Here is a 21,412-nt window from a genome sequence, read left to right on the forward strand (position 1 = left end):
CCCCTGCGAACGGTCCGGGACACAACCCCGCGAACGGTCCGGGACACAACCTCGCGAACGATCCAAGGCACACCCCCACCAAGGGTCCGGGACACAACCCCGCGAACGGTCCAAGGCACACCCCCGCGAACGGTCCAAGGCACAACCCGCGAACGGTCCAAGGCACAACCCGCGAACGGTCCAAGGCGCACCCCCGCCAAGGATCCGAGGCACAACCCGCGAACGATCCCACGACCCCGCGAACAACTCCAGGGCCACAACCCGCGAAGGATCCAGGGCACACGTCGGACCGCAGCGCACACCACAGCCGTCAGGATCTCGTGAGGATTCCCGTGATTACGCATCATCGGCCGTCAGGAACGCGTAGGTTCTACGTCCGTGGTGAATGACACTCGCGATCCCGCCAGTCCCCGACCCAGCGCCAAGCGCTGGATCCTCGGGGAGCCGTTGACGTCCACGCAGGCGGACGACCAGCTTCTGCCGAAGAAGCTCGCGCTGCCGATCTTCGCCTCCGACGCGCTGAGCTCGGTCGCCTACGCACCGCAGGAGATCATGATGATCCTGCTGCTGGGCGGCGCCGCGTTCCTTTCGTTCGCCCCCTGGGTCGCCGCGGCGGTCGTCCTGCTCCTCGTCGTGGTGGTGCTCAGCTACCGCCAGCTGATCCGGGCCTACCCGTCGGGCGGCGGCGACTACGAGGTGGCATCGAAGAATCTCGGCGAGAAGGCCGGCGTCGTGGTGGCCGCGGCCCTCCTCGTCGACTACGTGCTCACCGTCGCCGTCTCTGTCGCCTCCGGCGTCGACAACATCATCTCCGCGCTCCCGGTGCTGAACCCCTGGCGCGTCGAACTCGCCATCGGGTTCGTCGTGCTCATCATCCTGATGAACCTCCGCGGCGTGCGCGAGGCCTCGTCGGTCTTCGCCGTTCCCACCTACATCTTCATCGGCTCGGTCGCCGTGATGATCGTCGTCGGCCTCGCACGCACGGTGCTGGGCGACGCTCCTGTCGCCTCCAGCGCCGACTACACCTCGCAGGTGCACTCGCTGACCAACGCCGCCGTGGTCCTCCTGGTGCTCCGCGCGTTCTCCTCCGGCTGCTCGGCGCTCACCGGAGTCGAGGCCGTCTCCAACGGCGTCCAGGCGTTCCGCCGCCCCAAGATCCGCAACGCCCAGACGACCCTCGCCATCATGGGAACGATCGCGGGATGCCTGTTCGCGGGACTCGTCGCGCTCGCCCTCATCAGCGGAATCCACTACGCGGAGAACCCGTGCGATCTGCAGGGCTTCGACTGCACGCAGCCGCAGCCGAGCCTCATCGCCCAGCTTGCGGCCGCCGTCTTCGGCGGCGGGTCGATCCCGTTCTTCATCATCCAGGCCGCCACCGCTTGCGTGCTGCTGCTCGCGGCCAACACCGCGTTCAACGGCTTCCCCCTCCTCGGCGCCGTCCTCGCCCGCGACGGATACGCGCCGAAGGCGCTGAACACCCGCGGTGACCGCCTGGTGTTCAGCAACGGCATGATCCTGCTCGGCATCGGGGCGATCACGATCCTGCTGGTGTTCCAGGCGAACCTCACCACGCTGATCCAGCTCTACATCATCGGTGTCTTCGTGTCGTTCACCCTCGGCCAGATCGGCATGGTCCGCCACTGGCGCCGCGTCCTGCGCGAGATGCGGGAGGAGCTGCCTGCGGGCAGCGAGCATCAGCGCAGCACCGACTTCACCCGGCACGAGGCGGTGAAGGGCCTCATCATCAACTCCGCCGGAGCGACGATGACCTCGCTCGTGCTCGTCATCGTGACCATCACGAAGTTCACGCACGGCGCCTGGCTCGTGTTCCTCGCGATCCCGGTGCTGTCGATCCTGATGATCGGCGTGAGCCGCTACTACCGCGACGTCGAGGCGGAGATCACCGTCACCGACGTCCCCCACTTCGGCGCGCAGGGCGACGTCGCGATCGTTCTGGTCAACCGCCTGCAGAAGCCGGTGCTCAAGGCGCTGGACTACGCACTCGCTGCGAACCACCGAACGCTGCTCGCTGTCCACGTCTCGGCTGATCCGGCCGAGACAGAGCGGCTGCTCGCCGACTGGGATAGCAAGCGGATGCCCGTTCCGCTCACCGTCGTGGAGTCTCCGTACCGCTTCTATGCGGCTCCGGTGGCGATGTTCATCAAGCAGTTCCGCGAGAAGCACGGGCCGTCGGTGGTCACCGTCTACCTGCCGCAGTACATCGTCGGGCACTGGTGGGAGAGCGTGCTGCACAACCGCAGGGCCAAGCGGATGGCGCAGCAGCTGATGCTGGTCCACGGCGTCACCATCACCCTGGTCCCCTGGCTGCTGGACTCGTCGGAGATCATCTACGGCCGCCGCTCACGCGTGATGCCCGGACAGGAGCGCTCCGGCCAGCCCTTCCCCGCCGCAGAACCACGGCGGGCCACCCGGGCCGGCGGCCCGCCCGATCACAGCTGACCCGCGCCGGTGCACGCATGAGCCCGTCAGAGAACTCATCGCCGAATTCGTGAACCTTTTCCGTGTGAGCGGACATCTCATCCACAGGGGGTCACTTTTTCGACGATGAGGACAGGACATGGCACGCGCCCTTCGCCACCCCGCAACGATCATGCTGCTCGTCGGGCTCGCCGTCCTCGGCCTCGCCCTGTGCTGTCTGGGCGGGAGCGTCGTCTTCACCGCGCTGGCGGAGGACGGGTCGCCTGATCAGCCGCCGGCGGCCGCCACCGTCTGCGTGATCGTCGGCGCTGTGGCCTTCGTCGTCGGGGTGATCGGAGTGTGCCTCGCCGCACTGGCGTCCCGCCCCGTCGCGCGGCCGCATCGGACAGCTTCGGACGTGGGCGGCCGGCGCGGCATGTCCGAGCCCACTGCGTAGGATGTGAGCGTCAGAGGCGGAGGGGATCGCGATGATGCCGCATCAGGGAGCACCGGGGTTTTCCCCCGCCACGCCCGGTGACCCGCGCGGAAGCCACCAGCGCCCACTGCGCTTCGGGGGCGCCGGGGTGCTGTCCGCACCGATGCGACGAAGCGGGCCCCGCGGGTCGACCGTCGCAACCGCGATCGCCACCGTCCTGATCGTGCTCGCGGGATGCGGTGGAATGTGGGCGGCGTCGGCCACGGCGCGGGCCAACATGTTCCCCGGCGCACCCCTGGAAGACGTCGCCGCCGCGTTGGGTACACACCTGGACGCCGACGGCGATGCCTGGAGGGACGATCTCGTGCCCGCACTCGCCGCCCAGTTCACCGACGCCGGCTCACGCCCCGGCGCCGGCGACGCCGCCGCGCTGGACGCGCTGGGCGTCACGCGCAGCACGGAGATCACCGTGGCGCCGTGGCGCGCGAACGGCGACCTGATCGACAAGGATCGCCCCGCCGATGTGTCGGACGCCTACCTCGCCACGACGCTCACCCTGCCCGACGGATCGACCACGGTCCTCAACGCTCAGGGCCTGTTCGTGCGGGCCTTCTACTACGACGGATCCGACCAGCCGGAGCAGTCGCGCGCGGGCGAGGACCCGACGGCGGTAGCGCCGTGGGCCCTCGGCTCGCTGACCGCGTCCGGCGCGCAGTCCTCCGTCGTCGCCGAGAACGAGAGCTGCTCCGATCCGCTGCAGGCCATGGTCGCGCTCTCGACGGTTGCACGCACGACCGGCACGCTCGCTTCCCCCTGCGCCCTCGGCGGATCGGCCGTCGCGGTCGCCGCAGGACTCGATGCGGCCGCGATCGCGGCGACCTTCCCGGTGCTGGGCGAGTACTCCGAGCTGCCCCAGATTCCCGCGCTGCCCGGCGATCCGGAGGACGTCGGACTCGTGCAGTACCGCTTCACGGCGGGCGAGCAGAATCTGGTCGCGGTGCTCGTCAGCACGCAGGACTACGGCTGGGCGTTCGTCGGCATCGCCGGGGCGCAGTCATGACGGGGGTGCGGTCGTGAAGGGCGGCGCGAAGACGGTGTGGGCCGGGGCCGGCGTGATCGCGCTGGCGATCGCCGGTGCGTTCACCGCGATCACCTGGCCCCACGAGGTCGAAACCGGAACGGTCGCCGAGGTCCCGGGAATCGTCGCCACCCAGCCCCCGCTGGTTCCCGAGCGTGATCCGTCCAGCGACGAGCGCCACCAGAGCATATGGGACGGAATGAACCAGGCGATGCTCGCCAAAGACCGCGACGCCTTCCTCTCGCACACCACTGGTGAAGCCACCACACAGCTGGCCACCTGGTGGGACGGCACCAGCACGATCGGCTGGGACGTCGCGGCGATTTCACCGTGGGACGACTACACCGTGATCCTCGGCGCCCAGCTTGCCTTCGCCGCCCACCCGGAGCGCGGCAGCGGCGCCGACGATGCCGGACTCCAGCTGATCCAGGGGTTCTACTACGACGTCGAGTGGGATGGCGACCTGATCTCGTCGATCACCCCCTACACCGAGCCGATGCCGTGGGACGAAGGACCACTGTACGCGGCCCGGTCGGAGCACGTGGTGCTGTTCGGCGCGGCCGACGAGCAGGCCCTGGTCGACGCCAATCTCGCGCAGGCCGAAGCGTCGGCGCAGATGGCGCTGAGCGAGGTCCGCAAGCTCGGCGGCGACGTTCCGATGGACGGGTTCGTGGCCGCGATCACCGATGACTCCGCGCGGCTCTCGCGCTGGCAGTTCGGCGGCGGCCAGCAGTGGGACATGGACGTGGCCGGATTCGCCATGCCGACCTATCGGCCACCGTCCCCGGCGCCCTGGCTGGACCCGCGCATCGCCACCGGGGATGCCAGCAGCGGCACGATCGTGGCTGTGGGTCCGCTGAGCGCCGACCAGCGATCGGAGACGTTGACACATGAGTTCCTGCACGCCCTGCACCTGACCGCGGCGCCGACCAGCGAGAGCCAGCCGTCTGTGGCCGTCATGGAGGGTTTCGCCGAGTGGGCCACGGCCGATTCGGGCGCCGACGATTTCACCTACCGCCGCCCCGAGGTCAAGGATGCCGTCGCCCGCGCGGGAACGGAAGCCTTCTCCGACGACGCTCTGCGTGCATCAGACGCGTGGCTGGGATACGGCGCTGCGGGGTCGGTCTACGGCTTCGTGCAGGCGAGCGGGGGCGACGCCTGGCGGCTCGCGGTGGATGCGCAGCGCTCCGGTGCGGACCTCTTCACGGTGGCGCAGGCGCAGAATCCAGCTCTCACCCCAGACGCCTGGCAGGCGTGGGTCGCAGCGCAATAGCCACCCCGCGCAGGCCGCCCGCGACGCGCACATCACGAGGCGCGGTGCGTCGGGTCTCCGGCCGTGCAGCGACGAGCTGAGCGCTCCGTGTGAGGGACCCGTCAGGGATCCGGGCGCTGCCGTGTGGATTCCGTGAGGGCCCCGTGCACCGTGCATGAGAGGGCGGAAGCATCGAAGCATCCGTTCCGATTCAAAGGAAGATCATGCTCGATGTCTTCTCCGTCCTGCTGACGCTCGCGTGCTTCGCGCTCGTCGCTGTGGTCGCGCGATTGGTGGAGAAGCGATGATCGCCCTCTCCGCGATCGCCGCCGTCCTCGCCGTCGCCGCGCTCGTCTACCTCGTCGTCGCGCTGTGGAAGCCGGAGCGCTTCTGATGATGATCCTGCCGCCGCGCACCCTCGTCGTCCCCCGCACCCTCACGCCGGAGCTCAGCTGATGCCCGCCACCGCCGCCGCCATCGTGCAGGCGCTCGCCCTCGTCGCCCTTCTCGTCATCACCCACCGGCCCATGGGCGATCTGCTGGCTCGGGTCTACACCGCACGGCGCCACCTGCGCATCGAGCGCGGCACCTACAAGCTGCTCGGTGTGGACGGCGACGCCCAGCAGTCGTGGCCGATGTATCTGCGCGGAGTGCTGGCCTTCTCCGTCGTCGGCATGCTGCTCGTCTACCTGCTGCAGCGGACGCAACAGTGGCTTCCCGCGTCGCTGGGGCTTCCCGCCGTCTCCGAGCCCATCGCTTTCAACACCGCAGCATCGTTCGTCGCCAACACGAACTGGCAGTCCTACTCCCCCGAGGCGACGGTCGGATACGTCGTCCAGGCGTGCGGACTCGCGGTGCAGAACTTCGTGTCCGCCGCCGTCGGCATCGCCGTGGCGGTCGCCCTCGTGCGTGGATTCGCCGCACGCGGCACCGGAGTGATCGGCAACTTCTGGGTCGACCTCATCCGCGGCACCTATCGGGTGCTGCTGCCGATCTCCGTCATCGGCGCCACGATCCTCATCGCGGGCGGCGTCATCGAGAACCTCACCGCCGTCACCACCGCACAGACCCTCGCCGGCGCGACACAGTCCATCCCCGGCGGCCCGGTCGCCTCCCAGGAGGTCATCAAGCTCCTGGGCACCAACGGCGGCGGCTTCTTCAACGCCAACTCCGCCCACCCGTTCGAGAACCCGGCACCGTGGACCAACCTCTTCGAGTGCTTCCTGATCCTCCTGATCCCGTTCGCGCTCCCCCGCACCTTCGGCGTGATGGTCGGCGATCGCCGCCAGGGCTACGCGATCACCGCGGCGATGGCCACGATCTTCGTCGTGTCGCTCGTCGCGCTGTCGCTGCTCGAAGCGGGTGCCGCAGGTACCGCACCGCAGCTTGCGGGAGGGGCGATGGAGGGCAAGGAGACCCGCTTCGGCATCTTCGGCTCCACCCTGTTCTCCTCCGCCGCCACCCTCACCTCCACCGGTGCCGTCAACGCCATGCACGACTCGTACACGGCCCTCGGCGGCATGATGCCGATGCTGAACATGATGCTCGGCGAGATCGCGCCCGGCGGAGTCGGCTCCGGACTCTACGGCATGCTCGTGATCGCCGTCATCGCGGTGTTCGTCGGCGGGCTGCTCATCGGCCGCACCCCGGAGTACCTCGGCAAGCGCCTCGGACCGCAGGAGGTCACGCTCGCGAGCCTGTACATCCTCGTGGTGCCCACCCTCGTGCTCGCCGGAACCGCGCTCAGCTTCGCGATCCCCGGCGTGCGGGACGAGATCACGGGATCCGCGATGCTGAACCCGGGTCCCCACGGCCTCAGTGAGGTGCTCTACGCGTTCACCTCCGCGGCCAACAACAACGGCTCCGCCTTCGCCGGTCTGACCGCGTCCGGACCGTGGCTGGCCAATGCCCTGGGCGTCGCGATGCTCCTCGGCCGGTTCATCCCGATCGTGTTCGTGCTCGCCCTCGCCGGAGCCCTTGCCGCGCAGTCCCCCGCTCCGGCGACCGCGGGAACCCTCCCGACCCACCGCCCGCTCTTCGTGGGCCTCCTGATCGGAGTGGCCGTGATCGTCACCGCGCTGACCTACTTCCCGGTGCTCGCGCTGGGTCCCCTCGCGGAAGGGCTCGCCTGACATGGCCGTGATCACCGATCCCCGGACACCAACAGCGCACCCGCGCCCCACACCCTCACCGGCACTCACCCCGGAATCCCCCGTGGAAGGACTCTTCTGACATGGCTGTGATCACCGATCACCCCGCCGCAACGCCTCGTACCGCACCGGCACGCACGTTCAGCGTGCAGCAGGTACGCGCCGCACTTCCCGGCGCCTTCCGGCGACTCGACCCGCGCACGCAATGGCGTAACCCGGTCCTGATGCTCGTCTGGGCCGGTGCTGCCTTCACGACGGTGCTGGCCGTCGCGGAGCCGTTCCTCGGTGGCGACGGCCCCGTCGGCTTCACCGCGGCAATCGCCGCGTGGCTCTGGCTCACGGTCCTGTTCGCCAACCTCGCCGAATCCGTCGCCGAGGGGCGCGGCAAGGCTCAGGCCGACACACTGCGGCGCACCCGCGCCACCACCACGGCGCGACGCGTGGTGTCACCGGACGCCACGGACCCCGGCGCCTTCGCCACCACCGTCACGGAGGTGGCCTCGACGGACCTCAAGGTGGGCGACCGCGTCATCGTCGAGGCCGGTGAGCTGATCCCCGGCGACGGCGACGTCGAGTGGGGCATCGCCACCGTCGACGAGTCGGCCATCACGGGAGAGTCCGCCCCGGTCGTGCGCGAATCCGGTGGCGACCGCTCGGCCGTGACCGGAGGCACGCGCGTTCTCAGCGATCGCATCGTGGTGCGCATCACCGCGCAGCCGGGCGAGACCTTCGTCGACCGCATGATCGCCCTGGTGGAAGGCGCCGCCCGCCAGCGCACCCCGAACGAGATCGCGCTCAACATCCTCCTGGCGAGCCTGTCGTTCGTGTTCGTCGTGGTGGTCATGACACTGAATCCGATCGCATCCGCCGTCACCTCCCCCGTATCGCTCGCCGTGCTGATCGCGCTCCTCGTCTGCCTCATCCCCACGACCATCGGCGCCCTGCTGAGTGCCATCGGCATCGCCGGAATGGATCGGCTGGTGCAGCGAAACGTCCTGGCCATGTCGGGGCGGGCCGTCGAGGCGGCCGGAGACGTCACCACGCTCCTGCTCGACAAGACCGGCACGATCACATACGGCAACCGCCGTGCCGTGCGCTTCATCCCCCTGCCGGGCATCGGCGAGGGCGACCTCGTCCGCACCGCCGCTCTCAGCTCGCTCGCCGACCCCACACCCGAGGGCTCCTCGGTGGTCGCCCTCGCGGAGCAGCTGGGCGTGCACGCCACGGACGACGGCGAGGCGGCAGTGGTTCCCTTCACCGCGCAGACACGTATGAGCGGCCTGGATCTCCGCGACGGCACGCGCATCCGCAAGGGAGCCGGCTCCGCGGTGCGCGCCTGGCTGACATCGGAGGGCGTGACGCTCTCCGATACGGCGGACGCGGCGCTCACGGAGCACACCGACGCGATCGCCTCCGATGGCGGCACCCCGCTGGCCGTGGCCGTGCTCCGTGCAGACGGCTCGGGGGACGTTCTCGGCGTCATCCACCTGAAGGACGTCGTCAAGGAAGGACTGCGCGAGCGGTTCGACGAACTGCGAGCCATGGGCATCCGTACGGTGATGGTGACGGGCGACAACCCGCTCACCGCCCGCGCCATCGCACGCGAGGCCGGCGTCGACGACGTCCTCGCGGAAGCGACACCCGAGAACAAGCTCGAGCTGATCCGGCGGGAGCAAGAGGGCGGCCGCATGGTGGCCATGACCGGTGACGGCACCAATGACGCCCCGGCGCTCGCACAGGCCGATGTCGGGGTGGCGATGAACACCGGCACCTCGGCGGCGAAGGAGGCGGGGAACATGATCGACCTCGACTCCGACCCCACCAAGCTGATCGACATCGTCCGCATCGGCAAGCAGCTGCTCATCACCCGCGGCGCGCTCACCACGTTCTCGCTGGCCAACGACATCGCCAAGTACTTCGCCATCATCCCCGCGCTGTTCATGACAGCCTTCCCCGGGCTCGCCGCGCTGAACATCATGGGCCTGCACTCGCCGGCGTCCGCGGTCCTGTCGGCGATCATCTTCAACGCGATCATCATCGTGATCCTCATCCCGCTGGCACTGCGCGGAGTCCGCTACCGTCCCGCGAGTGCGGCATCGCTCCTGGGCAGGAACCTGCTCGTCTACGGACTCGGCGGCCTGATCGCGCCCTTCATCGGGATCAAGCTGATCGACCTCGTCGTCAGCCTCATCCCCGGCTTCTGAAGCCCCCTCCCACTCTCTGATCCAGAGGAATCTCCACCATGTCTGTTCGCACGACACTTCGTACCCATGCCACTGCGCTCCGGGCCATGCTCGTCCTCACCGTCATCCTCGGACTCGCCTACCCCGCCCTCATGCTGCTCGTCGGCCTCGCGATGCCCGCCCAGGCGAACGGCTCGCTGGTGCGGGATGACAACGGGACGGTTGTCGGGTCCGCACTCATCGGCCAGTCCTTCACCGACGAATCGGGCAAGCCCCTGCCGCAGTACTTCCAGTCGCGTCCATCCGCGTCCGGCTATGACGCACTCGCGTCCGGCGGCAGCAACCTCGGCCCGGAGAACCCGGAGCTCGCCGATGCGATCCGCGATCGACAGGCGAGCGGGGCGACGGCGACCGACGCACTGACGGCGTCGGGCTCCGGTCTCGACCCCGATATCTCGCCGGAGAACGCGCTGTCCCAGGTGCCCGGGGTCGCGGCGGCCCGCGGACTGGACGAGTCGGTGGTGCGCGAGCTCGTGCGGTCTATGATCAGGCCGAGGGACCTCGGATTCCTCGGCGACGAGCGCGTGAACGTGCTCGAGCTCAACCGGGCGCTGGACGCGTCGGCACGATAGCGGAGGACGACGGATGAAGCAGGCGAGCCTGCGGGTCCTGCCCGACGCGACCCGCACACCCGCCGCGCCGGACGGAGCGCGGCGGTGAAGCGCGGAAATCTGCGCGTCCTGCTCGGTGCGGCCCCGGGTGTCGGCAAGACCGTCGAGATGCTCACCGAGGGGGCGCGTCTTCGAGACGAAGGACGCGACGTGGTGATCGGTGTCGTGGAGACCCACGGCCGCGCGATGACCACGGCACGCACCGAAGGGCTCGAGCGGATCCCCCGCCAGCGCGTCGAGCACCGGGGCGTCACCCTGGAGGAGCTGGATGTGGCAGCCGTGCTGCGGCGACACCCGGATGTCGCCCTCATCGACGAGCTCGCGCACACCAACGCCCCCGGCTCCACGAACGCGAAACGCTGGCAGGACGTGGAGGATCTGCGAGACGCCGGCATCGACGTGATCACCACGGTCAACGTCCAGCACATCGAATCGCTCGGCGACGTCGTGCGCCGGATCACCGGCGTCTCGCAGGCCGAGACCGTTCCGGACGCGGTGGTGCGCGGCGCCGACCAGATCGAGGTGATCGACGTGGCGCCGCAGGCGCTGCGCGACCGGCTCTCCGCGGGCTTCGTCTATCCGGCCGAGCGCATCGATGCCGCTCTCTCGAACTACTTCCGGCTCGGGAACCTCACCGCACTGCGCGAACTCGCGCTGCTGTGGCTCGCCGACGAGGTCGAGAGCTCGCTGGCTCGGTATCGCGAGCAGCAGGGCATCGACGCCCCCTGGCAGACCCGCGAGCGGGTGGTGGTCGCCCTCACCGGCGGACCCGAGGGAGACACGCTGCTGCGGCGCGGCGCTCGCATCGCCGCGCGCGGTGCGGGTGGCGAGCTGATCGCGGTACACGTCTCGGGGCAGGACGGGCTGTCAAGCTCGGATCCCTCGCTGCTGTCCGCACAGCGCACCCTCGTGGAGAGCCTGGGCGGCTCCTTCCACACGGTGGTCGGCGATGACATCCCCCGCGCGCTCGTCTCCTTCGCGCGCTCGGTCGAAGCAACGCAGCTCGTGCTCGGCGCGAGCCGCCGGGGACGGTTGGCCACGGCGTTCACCGGCCCGGGGATCGGAGCCGCCGTCATCCGCGAGTCCGGAGAGATCGACGTGCACATGGTCACGCACGGCGAAGCGGGCGGCGCCACCCGGCTTCCCCGCATGGCCCGCGGTGCGCTCAGCCGCCGCCGGGTCGTCCTCGGATTCGTCGTTGCGCTCATCGGCGGTCCGGTGCTCAGCTGGCTCCTCACCGCATTCCACACCGAAGCGGCGATCACCTCGGAGGTGCTCGGCTATCAGCTGCTGGTCGTGGTCGTTGCCCTCATTGGCGGCATCTGGCCCGCGCTGTTCGCCGCCGTCCTGTCCGGCGTCACCCTGGACTTCCTGTTCGTGGCGCCGCTGTACAAGGTCACCGTCGCCGACCCTCTGCACGCCCTCGCTCTGGGCCTGTACGTCATCATCGCGATCCTGGTGAGCGCCATCGTCGACCAAGCCGCCCGACGGCTGCGATCCGCCAAGCGCTCGGCGGCGGAATCGGAGCTGCTCGCCACCGTCGCGGGCTCCGTGCTGCGTGGTGAGAGCGCCGTGCCCGCGCTGGTCTCACGCACCCGCGAGGCCCTGGGAGCCGCCGGAGTGCGCCTCGTGTCCCCCGAGGGTGCGGTGCTGGCGACAGATGGCGAACCCGTCCGCGGATCGGAGGAGCCGGACGTCCGCGTCCAGATCGGATCCGGACCGCAGGCCGTGCTGGAGGTGCACGGCGCGCGACTGGACGCATCGGAGCAGCGCCTGCTCGGAGCCATCGCCGCCCAGTTGTCCGGCGCGCTGGAGAACGCAGAGCTCACCGAGCAGGCCCGCCGCGCCGGCGCGATCGAGGCAGCGGATCAGGTGCGCTCCGCCCTGCTCTCCGCGGTGAGTCACGATGTGCGCCGCCCGCTCGCGGCAGCCGTTGCGGCGGTGGGGGGACTGCGCGCGGCGGGCGAGCGTCTGGATCCCGCAGACCGCGCGGAACTGCTGGAAACCGCTGAGGAGAGCCTCGGCACACTGTCCTCCCTGGTCACCGATCTCCTCGACGTCTCCCGGGTGCAGGCGGGGGCACTCGCCGTGCGGCTGGAGCCGACAGATGTGAGCTCGGTCATCCTGGCCTCGCTCGACGAACTGCGCGTCACACCGGCGGATCTCGAGCTGCTGCTGGATCCCGCCCTGCCGCCGGTCGCGGCGGATGCCGTGCTGCTCAAGCGCGTGCTCGTCAACGTCCTCGCCAACGCCCAGCGCCACACGCCCCTGGGCACCCGCATCGCCCTCAGCACCAGTGAGCTGCGCGGCACGGTGGAGATCCGGGTGATCGATCACGGCCCCGGAGTGCCGCCCGACCGGCTCGGCGACATCTTCCTGCCGTTCCAGCGCCACGGCGACACCGACAACAGCAGCGGACTCGGGCTCGGCCTCGCTCTCTCGCGCGGTTTCACGGAGGGCATGGGCGGCATGCTCACGGCCGAGGCCACCCCGGGCGGCGGGCTCACCATGGTGGTCTCGCTCCCCGCAGCCGCGGCTTCGGTGACGGACGAGTGATGACTGTCCTTCCCGCCTCCCCTCTCCTCACCGCCATACGACACTCATCGGAGGGTGCATGAAACTCCTGATAGCGGACGATGACCCCCAGCTCGTGCGTGCGCTGCGCATCACCCTCGGCGCGCAGGGCTACGAGGTCGTGACGGCGGCCGATGGAGAGGAAGCAGTGGCGCAGGCGGTCGCCGAGCACCCGGACATCGTGATGCTGGACCTCGGCATGCCCCACCTGGATGGCGTGGAGGTGATCCACGCACTGCGCGGCTGGATGACGGCTCCCATCATCGTGGTCTCCGGCCGGACCGGGTCCGCGGACAAGGTCGACGCCCTCGACGCGGGTGCGGATGACTACGTCACCAAGCCGTTCCAGATGGATGAGCTGCTGGCGCGCCTGCGAGCAGTGTCGCGCCGCGCCCAGCCGGCCATCACGCCGACCGACCCCGTGGTGAGGTTCGGCGCGGTCGAGGTGGACCTCGCCGCCCACGTGGTGACCCGCGAGGACATCGCGGTGCATCTCACTCCCACGGAATGGCGGATGCTCGAGTTCCTGGCCCGCCACCCCGGCGCTCTCGTCACACGACAGGCCCTGCTCAAGGAGCTGTGGGGCACCGATCAGGTGAGCGACACCGGGTACCTCCGCCTGTACATCTCGCAGTTGCGCAAGAAGCTCGAACGCGATCCGTCGCGCCCCGTCCACCTGCTCACCGAATCGGGAATGGGCTACCGGCTGATTCTCGACGCCGCATCACCGAGCTGACGGAACGCACGCCGACGACGCGGTGCGCTCGTCCGTGACGGCGACGTCGTCCATCATCCGAGGGTGCGGGCGCGGGAACGGTCTCGGGCCTCCGCGAGCGCATCGATCAGGCGCGTGTGGAAGCTCGACGTGGAATGCCGCTCTGCCACCACCCGCTTCGCCTCGCCGGTGGACGCGACGATCGCCTGCCAGTCGGTGATGACGTGCCGCAGCGCTGAGACGAGCGCCGGAACGTCGTCAGGCTCGACCGCCCGCGCCGTCGGGACCGCGGCGATCGCCTCCTTCAGCCCCGCTCGCGCCGCCACGATCACGGGGCGCCCGGCCAGCACCGCCTCCACGGCGACGTTCCCGAAACCCTCGTCGAGACGGGACGGGACCACCAGCACGTCGATGTCCGAGAGACAGGGACCCACATCCGAACGGAAGCCCAGAAACCGGACACGATCGGCGACTCCCCGCTCCAGCGCTGCGGCGCGCAACTCGCGTTCGTACCACTCGTAGCCGGGGAACACCGCGCCCACGAGGTCCAGCCGGGCGTCAATGCCGCCCTCGACGAGGGCGGGCAGCGCGCTCACCAGCAGATCCACTCCCTTGCGCGGGGAGAGCCTGCCGAGATATCCGATCCGGAGGGTGCCATCGAGCTTCTGCCGAGCCGGAGCGACGCCGGACGGCACGGGCACGGGGTTGAGGACCACTCTGGTGCGGGCAGAGAGGGCGGGTTCGCTGGAGAGCAGATCGTCGCGGGTGAACCGACTGTTGCAGACGACGACATCGGCGGAGCGCGCGGGGAACGCGAGCACCCGTCGCACCAGGGCACCGGCGGCGGTCTCCGCTTCGTGCAGGTGCAGAACCACACTCGCGCGACGGCGGGAGAGCAGACACCACAGCGGCAACGTGATGGTCGAGACGTAGACGAGCTCGGCGCGATGCTCCGCAATCAGCCGCCGGACCCGTCGAACCTCATGAAGGGCGAGGCGCACCAGCAGCGACCATCCCGAGGGCGCCATCAGCGACTTGCGAAGGACGAGCAGATCCGACACCTGGACGTCGGCTCCGGCCTCCCGAAGCTCATCGGCGAGGGGACCTTCCTGCGGCAGAAGCACGCGGACGTCGGAGCCGGCCGCGAGCATCCCGCGCACCGCCTCGGCGAACACGCGGTCCGAGCCGTACTGTTCTGCTCCCGGGTGCACGGCGAGGACGCGATCGGGCAGAGGAGAGGAAGGCATCGGGACAGGATCGCAGGAACGAGTCCGCGGCGACGGGAGGAGTCCACAGCCCCTGCGCGCGGTGGTCGCCCGCGCGTCCCGCGCCGATGACATACTCGCCGCATGGCGAACCGCATCCGCACGGCGCTCATCGTCTCGATCGCCCTGCTGCTGACATCGCTCACCGGGTGCGCCCGAACGCTGCACGGGGTGGAGCTCTACCAGAGCGCCCAGCAGCAGTTCCTGAGCACCGCGACCACCATGCACCGTGTCCTGATGGCGATCCATCCCGGGGACTGGACCGTGCCGACGGGGGGCTACGGTGCCGTTCCGATCGCGTGCAGTCGGGGCTGGAGCGGGGACTTCGGCTACATGTTCTCCTATCGCCGTGACGTGGACGTGGACATCTCCGACGCCGCCGCTCTGCAGGAACGTGCGACAGAAGCGTTCGCGCGCGCCGGGCTGGAAAGCAGCTCCCCGGTGTACGGGACGGGCCAGGGTGCGGAGTGGAATGTCATCGCGGAAGACGCCTCGATAGGGCGGCTGGTGGTGACCGTCATACCCTCTGCCGGACGGGTCGAAGTGTCCGCCGACTCCCCGTGCGTGGCCGGCGATGCGGGCGAGCTGAGGTCGATGATCATCGAAGACGACACGGTGACGACCTGGCGATCGCTGCCCGCCTTCGAGGGGCCGACGTCGGTCCCGCTGTTCTATTTCCCCGCCGACGGTCCGCTCTACTTCCGTGAAGACGGCACCCCGATCGAGCCTCAGCCGGTCGTCACCGTCGCCCCGGTGTCACCGTGGTCGACCCCCGGGCCGACCCCGTAAGAACACATCCGGATCGGCAACAGTTGACTTTTCCAACTGTTCACGCCAAGATGTTTCAGACGGAAGGAGCGGGATGATGCTCAACACGACGAACACCGAGGACCCGCGGCTCCCCGCCGCGCAGTCCGCCGGCCAGGTCGCCGTGATGAGCGGAATGCTGGCATTGCTGGAAGCCGAGCGGCGCGTCCGCGTGCAGATGCACACGGCGCTCAAGCTGTCTTCCGGTGAGCTGGCGGCGATGCAGACGGTGCTCCTTGCAGAGCCTCGCGGCGTCGTCCTCCGTCAGCGCGAGCTCGCCGAGCTCCTCGGCATGAAGCACAGCGCGATGAGCACGATGATCGACCGGCTGGTGAGTCGCGGTGACATGGTCCGCGACGCACATCCGGATGATCGTCGCTCCATCGCCCTGCGCATCACCGAGCAGGGCGCGGAACGTGTCGCGCGAACGATGGGAGAGGTGCAGAACGCCATCTTGTCGCGCGCGGCCGAGCTCACGGAGGACGAGCAGAACGCTGTGGCTCGCTTCCTCCACTCCGTCGCGGAAGATCTCATTGATCTTCGAACGTGATCACAACAGATCGGGAAAGGGACATCATGGGATTCATCGCATGGATCATTCTGGGTTTCATCGGCGGCGCCATCGGTAAGGCCATCGTCGGAAAGTCGATGGGCTGGATCGGCACTCTCATCTGCGGTCTGATCGGCGGTGTCGTCGGAGGCTGGATCGTCGGCATGATCACCGACAGCGACAACGTGATGACGAGCTTCTTCTCGCCGTGGTCGTGGCTGGCATCGATCCTCGGATCCGTCATCGTGGTCTGGGTCGTGTCGCTGATCACGGGCAAGAGCCGCAAGGACGCCTGACCCGGGTTCCGGCAGGAACGCACATACGAACGTGACGGTGCCGTGGGGGATTCCCCCCACGGCACCGTCGTGTTTGTGGGCCCGAGGTTGGCGTGCGAACGACGCCGAGCAATCAACGCCAGGCCAGCAAAGCCGCACATCCGCCACCGGGGTCCCACCGAGTCAGACATGTGAACGACGCCGAGCAATCAACACCAAGCCAGCAAAGCCGCACATCCACCGCCGGGGTCCCACCGACTCAGACGTGTGAACGACGCCGAGCGATCAGCACCAGGCCAGCAACAGCCGCACATCCGCCGATCCACAGCGGCAGCGTGTCGAGCGCCGCTCCGGTTCGCGGCAGGTTGCCCGCTGCCGGCGGGACCGAGGTGGCAGAGGCCAGGGGCGGCACCGACCGGGTCGGCGCTGCCGACACCGTGACGGGGATGCTTCCGACCGATACACCGTCGACGACCACCACGATGCGATGGTCACCGGCTGGAACGCTCGAAGGAATCGTGGCGCCCAGAGTGAACGATCCGCTGCTGTCCGTCGTGACCGTACCGAGGACAACCGGGTCGGAGTGCAGTTCGACCGTCGCCGGCACACGCGGCGCGAAGCCGGAACCCGACACGGTGATCTCGCCTCCGGCGACCAGATCACCGGAGACGGTGACCGTGCCCTCGCCCGCGGTGGGCTCCGGCGACGCGGTGGGCTCCGGCGACGCGGTGGGCTCCGGCGACGCGGTGGGCTCAGGGGAAGCGGTCGGCTCCGGGGAACTGGTCGGCTCCGGGGAACTGGTCGGCTCCGGCGAGACCGTCGGCTCAGGCGAAGACGTCGGCTCAGGCGAAGACGTCGGCTCAGGCGAAGACGTCGGCTCAGGCGAACTGGTCGGCTCAGGCGAACTGGTCGGCTCAGGGGAACTGGTCGGCTCCGGGGAGCTCGTCGGCTCCGGCGAGACCGTCGGCTCCGGAGAATCCGTGGGCGTCGGAGTCGGCGAAGCGGTGGGAGAAGGCGTCGGTTCGGGTGTGACGGGGTGCGCGAGGCGATACTCCGTCATGTATGCGAGCTTGCCCGGCTTCGCCTCGCTGTACGGCTTCGCGAGCTTGGCCCACTCCCCCTTGGTTTCACTCTTGCCGTCGTTCCATGCGCCCAGCACGCTGAGATCACCCGCCGTGTAGCCCGACTGCGGGTCCACGACCGTATCGGCGCCGAGGGCGACCTGCGCCTCACTGATCTGACGCACCAGGGCGAGGGACGCGGCCCAGTCGTCCTGGTTCCAGCCCGCCACGTCGATGTCGTCGCGCGTACGCAGCCAGGTGCCCCAGTAGAACTCCTGGAACGGCACGGCGCCGTCGGCGATGTAGCCGATGTCGCGGGCGAAGTAGAGGATCGAACGGTAACGATCGTCCTGGAAGTTGGCGAGCCCGACAGTGGAAGGAAGCTGTGCTGGCGTGATGGGCGCACCGTTCACGTCGCGCAGCCAGGTCCACCGATTGTCCTGCATCGCCTGCCAGAAGTCCGCTTCCGACAGACCCGACAGGTTCCCCAGCACCCGCAGCCGGACATGCACATCCGGGCCGGCGTTCTCCTGGAACGAGGTGAGGGTGTGGTGGCCGTCCGTCAGGTACAGCGTCCCGCCGGGGCCGATCACGACAGTCTTCATCGGTGCGATGGTCGCCGCCGTCTCCGACCCGACCGGCACGGTGCAGGTGAAGGTGGCGGGATCCAGCAGCGTGGCCCCCGGCTCCGCCGATGCCGCATCTTCCTGCCCGTTCGCCTCGCACCAGTCGGCGAAGCGCTTGTTGACCGCGTCCTTGCCGATCTCGGAGTCATAGCGGCCGAGCTTGTAGAACACCTCGTCGTAGCCGAGGGACGGCTGCGTCGGATGGACGTCGCCCACGCGCACGTCGAGCAGCGTGCCGAGCTCAGCACACAACGCACGGCCGTCACCGGCGACGCACGACGAATCCTTGACGTCGGTCGGCGAATCGACGGCGTGGGCGGAGGACACGGGCAGGCCGAGAAGCACAGCAGCCGCAGCGACGGCACCTGCTCCGAGCGCGGCGAGGGGACGGGCGATCTTCACTCCTCGATGCTGACCATCACAGATGAGCACCGGATGTCGCCGTGGTGAACAGACGGTGCCGTCTGGCCCTCTCCGCTGAGGCGGGCAGCTGAGGCCCTCGACGCAACCCGTGCGAATCGGCGGAGGCCATGCGGGAGAATCGAAGAATCATGACTGCTGCGCCGCTGGATCCCTCCGCCCTCCGCATCGACGGCGCCGCGCCCGAACCCGACGCGATCTACGAAGCCTTCGTCACCTGGGCCGAGTCGACCGGCCTCTCCCTCTACCCCGCCCAGGACGAGGCGGTCATCGAGATCGTCTCCGGCAACAACCTCATCCTGTCCACGCCCACCGGCACGGGAAAGTCACTCGTCGCCATCGGCGCGCACTTCGCCGCGATGGCCGATGGTCGTCGCACCTACTACACCGCACCGATCAAAGCGCTGGTGAGCGAGAAGTTCTTCGCACTGGTCGATGTCTTCGGCGCGGAGAACGTGGGAATGGTGACGGGCGACTCCTCGGTGAACCCCGACGCGCCGATCATCTGCTGCACCGCGGAGATCCTCGCCAACCTCGCGCTGCGCGGCGGCTCGGACGCCGCGGTGGGACAAGTGGTGATGGACGAGTTCCACTTCTATGCCGACCCCGATCGCGGCTGGGCCTGGCAGGTGCCGATTCTCGAGCTGCCGCAGGCGCAGTTCGTCCTGTTGTCGGCCACGCTCGGTGACGTCACCGACCTCGCCGCCGACCTCACGCGCCGCACCGGCAGAGAGACCGCTGTCGTCACCGGTGTGGAGCGCCCGGTCCCCCTGCACTTCTTCTATGAGACGGCGCCGATCCACGAGACCATCGAGGAGCTGCTGCACACCGACCGCGCACCGGTCTACATCGTGCACTTCTCCCAGGCGGCCGCGATGGAACGCGCGCAGGCTCTGTTGTCGGCGAAGATCGCCAGCCGCGAGGAACGCGACGCCATCGGCGAGCTGATCGCCGGATTCCGCTTCACGACGAGCTTCGGGAAGACCCTCAGCAAGTTCCTCCGCGCCGGCATCGGCGTGCATCATGCGGGCATGCTGCCCAAGTACCGGCGACTCGTCGAGCAGCTCGCCCAGCGGGGATTGCTCAAGGTGATCTGTGGCACCGATACGCTCGGCGTCGGAATCAACGTCCCGATCCGCACCGTGCTGCTGACGGCGCTCACCAAGTACGACGGAACCCGGATGCGCCAGCTGAACGCGCGCGAGTTCCACCAGATCGCGGGACGCGCGGGACGGGCCGGCTACGACACCGCAGGCACGGTGATGGTGCAGGCTCCCGAGCACGAGACGGAGAATCTCGCGGCGATCAAGAAGGCGGGGGACGACCCGAAGAAGAAGCGCAAGATCATTCGCAAGAAAGCCCCCGAGGGTTTCGTCTCCTGGGGTGAGCCCTCGTTCCAGAAGCTCATCGGTTCGCAGCCGGAGACTCTCGGCAGCAGCATGCAGATCACCAGCGCGATGCTCCTGAACGTGATCGGCCGAGGCGGCGATGTGGTGGGAGCGGTGCGTTCGCTCGTGTTCGACAACCACGAGCCGCGACACCGCCAGTATGAGCTCGCCCGCCGCGCGCTCGGCATCTACCGCACGCTGCGCGAGTCGGAGGTGGTGGAGGCGGGTCCGGACGGCCAGCCCCGGCTCACCGTGGATCTGCAACCCCACTTCGCCCTCAACCAGCCGCTGTCCCCCTATGCGCTCGCCGCCTTCTCGCTGTTGGATCCGGAGTCGGCCACCTATGCACTGGACATGATCTCCATCGTCGAATCCACGCTGGACGATCCGCGAGCCATCCTGAATCAGCAGGAGTTCCGTGCCCGGGGCGAGGCGGTCGCGGCGATGAAGGCCGAGGGCATCGAGTACGAGGAGCGCATGGAGCTGCTTGAGCAGATCACCTATCCGAAGCCCCTCGAAGAGCTGCTCGCGGCAACGTTCGAGACATTCGCGTCGGCCCAGCCCTGGGTGCGCGATTTCGAGCTGCACCCCAAATCCGTCGTGCGCGACATGTATGAACGAGCCATGTCGTTCGGCGAGTACGTCGCGTTCTACCAGATCGCGCGCAGTGAGGGCGTCGTGCTGCGCTACCTCTCCGATGCGTACCGAGCCGCCCGGCAGACCATCCCCGATGAGCTCAAGAACGAAGAGCTCTGGGACATCATCGAGTGGCTCGGTGAACTGGTGCGCCAGGTGGACTCGTCGCTGCTGGACGAGTGGGAGCAGCTCGTCTCGCCGACGACCACGGAGGATGACGACACCCCCATCGTCCCGCCGGCTCCGAAGCGGCTCACCGCGAACACCCGTGCTTTCCGCATCCTGGTGCGCAACGAGTTGTTCCGGCGCGTCCAGCTGGCGGCGCGCGAGGACATGGCCGCGCTGGCGGAACTGGACCCCGGCTTCGACTGGGAGGGTGCGCTCGACGGCTACTACGCCGAGCACGACACCATCGGCACCGGCCCCGACGCGCGCAGCGCCGCGATGCTCCTGTTTGAGGAAGGCGCCTCCGAATGGCGCGTGCGCCAGATCATCGAGGACCCGGCGGGAGATCACGATTGGGGGATCTCCGCGGTGGTCGACCTCGCAGCGTCGGATGAGGCCGGCGCTGCCGTCCTGCAGCTGAGTGCGGTGGATCGCCTGTAGCGAGAAGGGCGTCGGCGAAAGAACTCCCCTCTCTTCCTCGACCGAGCTCCCCGCGACGCTCTTGTGGCCACTCGCGGAGGACAGACCTTGGATTCTTTACACCGAACGTAAACTGCGTCGTGTTTTGCCGCCTGAACCCCACCCATCCGTGCACCACCGGCGGGATCCTGGAAGGGATTCAACCGCGGGCCGTGCCGATGATGGCACCCGCGCGACACACACCACAACGCAGGAGCCACATCATGGACCGCAGCACCACCACTTTCGACGCAGACGCCCTCGACTTCGCCGCCACGCC

The 21,412-nt window shown here is 69.0% G+C and carries 16 protein-coding genes; 14 read left to right on the forward strand and 2 right to left on the reverse strand.

The genetic code is table 11. The annotated features are described in order from the left end of the window. Positions 1 to 378 precede the first annotated feature (378 nt). From LQ566_RS16955 to LQ566_RS17000, 10 genes are all read left to right on the forward strand, one after another. The gene (locus LQ566_RS16955; RefSeq protein WP_231092963.1) at positions 379 to 2,463 is read left to right on the forward strand and encodes an APC family permease; all 2,085 of its coding nucleotides are present in this window, start codon (positions 379 to 381) and stop codon (positions 2,461 to 2,463) included. Positions 2,464 to 2,581: 118 nt separating this feature from the next. Next, on the forward strand, positions 2,582 to 2,878 hold the full coding sequence (locus LQ566_RS16960; protein ID WP_231092964.1) for a hypothetical protein: 297 nt from the start codon (positions 2,582 to 2,584) through the stop codon (positions 2,876 to 2,878). A gap of 31 nt (positions 2,879 to 2,909) precedes the next feature. Further along, on the forward strand, positions 2,910 to 3,917 hold the full coding sequence (locus LQ566_RS16965) for a hypothetical protein (protein ID WP_231092965.1): 1,008 nt from the start codon (positions 2,910 to 2,912) through the stop codon (positions 3,915 to 3,917). Between the two features lie 13 nt (positions 3,918 to 3,930). Continuing rightward, a complete protein-coding gene (locus LQ566_RS16970) occupies positions 3,931 to 5,208 on the forward strand; it encodes a hypothetical protein (RefSeq protein ID WP_231092966.1) in 1,278 nt (425 codons plus the stop codon). Between the two features lie 283 nt (positions 5,209 to 5,491). Continuing rightward, complete coding sequence (kdpF, locus tag LQ566_RS16975) at positions 5,492 to 5,581, forward strand: K(+)-transporting ATPase subunit F (RefSeq protein WP_231092967.1); 90 nt, start codon at positions 5,492 to 5,494, stop codon at positions 5,579 to 5,581. Between the two features lie 61 nt (positions 5,582 to 5,642). Beyond that, positions 5,643 to 7,319, forward strand: coding sequence for a potassium-transporting ATPase subunit KdpA (gene kdpA / locus LQ566_RS16980; protein WP_231092968.1), 1,677 nt, complete (start codon positions 5,643 to 5,645; stop codon positions 7,317 to 7,319). 101 nt (positions 7,320 to 7,420) lie between these two features. Further along, a complete protein-coding gene (kdpB, locus tag LQ566_RS16985) occupies positions 7,421 to 9,541 on the forward strand; it encodes a potassium-transporting ATPase subunit KdpB (RefSeq protein WP_231092969.1) in 2,121 nt (706 codons plus the stop codon). 38 nt (positions 9,542 to 9,579) lie between these two features. Beyond that, positions 9,580 to 10,152: a K(+)-transporting ATPase subunit C gene (kdpC, locus tag LQ566_RS16990; protein WP_231092970.1), complete on the forward strand. Its 573-nt coding sequence runs from the start codon at positions 9,580 to 9,582 to the stop codon at positions 10,150 to 10,152. Positions 10,153 to 10,236: 84 nt separating this feature from the next. After that, entirely contained in the window at positions 10,237 to 12,747 is a 2,511-nt protein-coding gene (locus tag LQ566_RS16995) for an ATP-binding protein (RefSeq protein ID WP_231092971.1), read from the forward strand. Positions 12,748 to 12,805: 58 nt separating this feature from the next. Then, positions 12,806 to 13,501, forward strand: a complete 696-nt coding sequence (locus LQ566_RS17000; RefSeq protein WP_231092972.1) for a response regulator — start codon at positions 12,806 to 12,808, stop codon at positions 13,499 to 13,501. A gap of 53 nt (positions 13,502 to 13,554) precedes the next feature. Here LQ566_RS17000 and LQ566_RS17005 read toward each other — a convergent pair whose 3' ends face one another. Beyond that, the gene (locus LQ566_RS17005) at positions 13,555 to 14,727 is read right to left on the reverse strand and encodes a glycosyltransferase (protein WP_231092973.1); all 1,173 of its coding nucleotides are present in this window, start codon (positions 14,725 to 14,727) and stop codon (positions 13,555 to 13,557) included. 102 nt (positions 14,728 to 14,829) lie between these two features. Here LQ566_RS17005 and LQ566_RS17010 point away from each other — a divergent pair, with 102 nt between their 5' ends. The 3 genes from LQ566_RS17010 to LQ566_RS17020 all read left to right on the forward strand — a co-directional run bounded on the left by LQ566_RS17010 (position 14,830) and on the right by LQ566_RS17020 (position 16,398). Continuing rightward, on the forward strand, positions 14,830 to 15,534 hold the full coding sequence (locus LQ566_RS17010) for a hypothetical protein (protein ID WP_231092974.1): 705 nt from the start codon (positions 14,830 to 14,832) through the stop codon (positions 15,532 to 15,534). 73 nt (positions 15,535 to 15,607) lie between these two features. Continuing rightward, on the forward strand, positions 15,608 to 16,102 hold the full coding sequence (locus LQ566_RS17015) for a MarR family winged helix-turn-helix transcriptional regulator (RefSeq protein ID WP_231092975.1): 495 nt from the start codon (positions 15,608 to 15,610) through the stop codon (positions 16,100 to 16,102). Positions 16,103 to 16,128: 26 nt separating this feature from the next. Next, positions 16,129 to 16,398: a GlsB/YeaQ/YmgE family stress response membrane protein gene (locus LQ566_RS17020; RefSeq protein ID WP_231092976.1), complete on the forward strand. Its 270-nt coding sequence runs from the start codon at positions 16,129 to 16,131 to the stop codon at positions 16,396 to 16,398. Between the two features lie 238 nt (positions 16,399 to 16,636). On the opposite strand, the gene LQ566_RS17025 is transcribed toward LQ566_RS17020, so the two are convergent. Further along, a complete protein-coding gene (locus LQ566_RS17025; RefSeq protein WP_231092977.1) occupies positions 16,637 to 18,466 on the reverse strand; it encodes a ParB/Srx family N-terminal domain-containing protein in 1,830 nt (609 codons plus the stop codon). Between the two features lie 149 nt (positions 18,467 to 18,615). Here LQ566_RS17025 and LQ566_RS17030 point away from each other — a divergent pair, with 149 nt between their 5' ends. After that, positions 18,616 to 21,114 (forward strand): DEAD/DEAH box helicase, encoded by a 2,499-nt coding sequence (locus LQ566_RS17030; RefSeq protein ID WP_231092978.1) that lies wholly within the window; start codon positions 18,616 to 18,618, stop codon positions 21,112 to 21,114. The last annotated feature ends 298 nt before the right edge of the window (positions 21,115 to 21,412 follow it).

This window comes from Microbacterium nymphoidis, from assembly GCF_021044885.1.
Lineage (GTDB): Bacteria > Actinomycetota > Actinomycetes > Actinomycetales > Microbacteriaceae > Microbacterium > Microbacterium nymphoidis.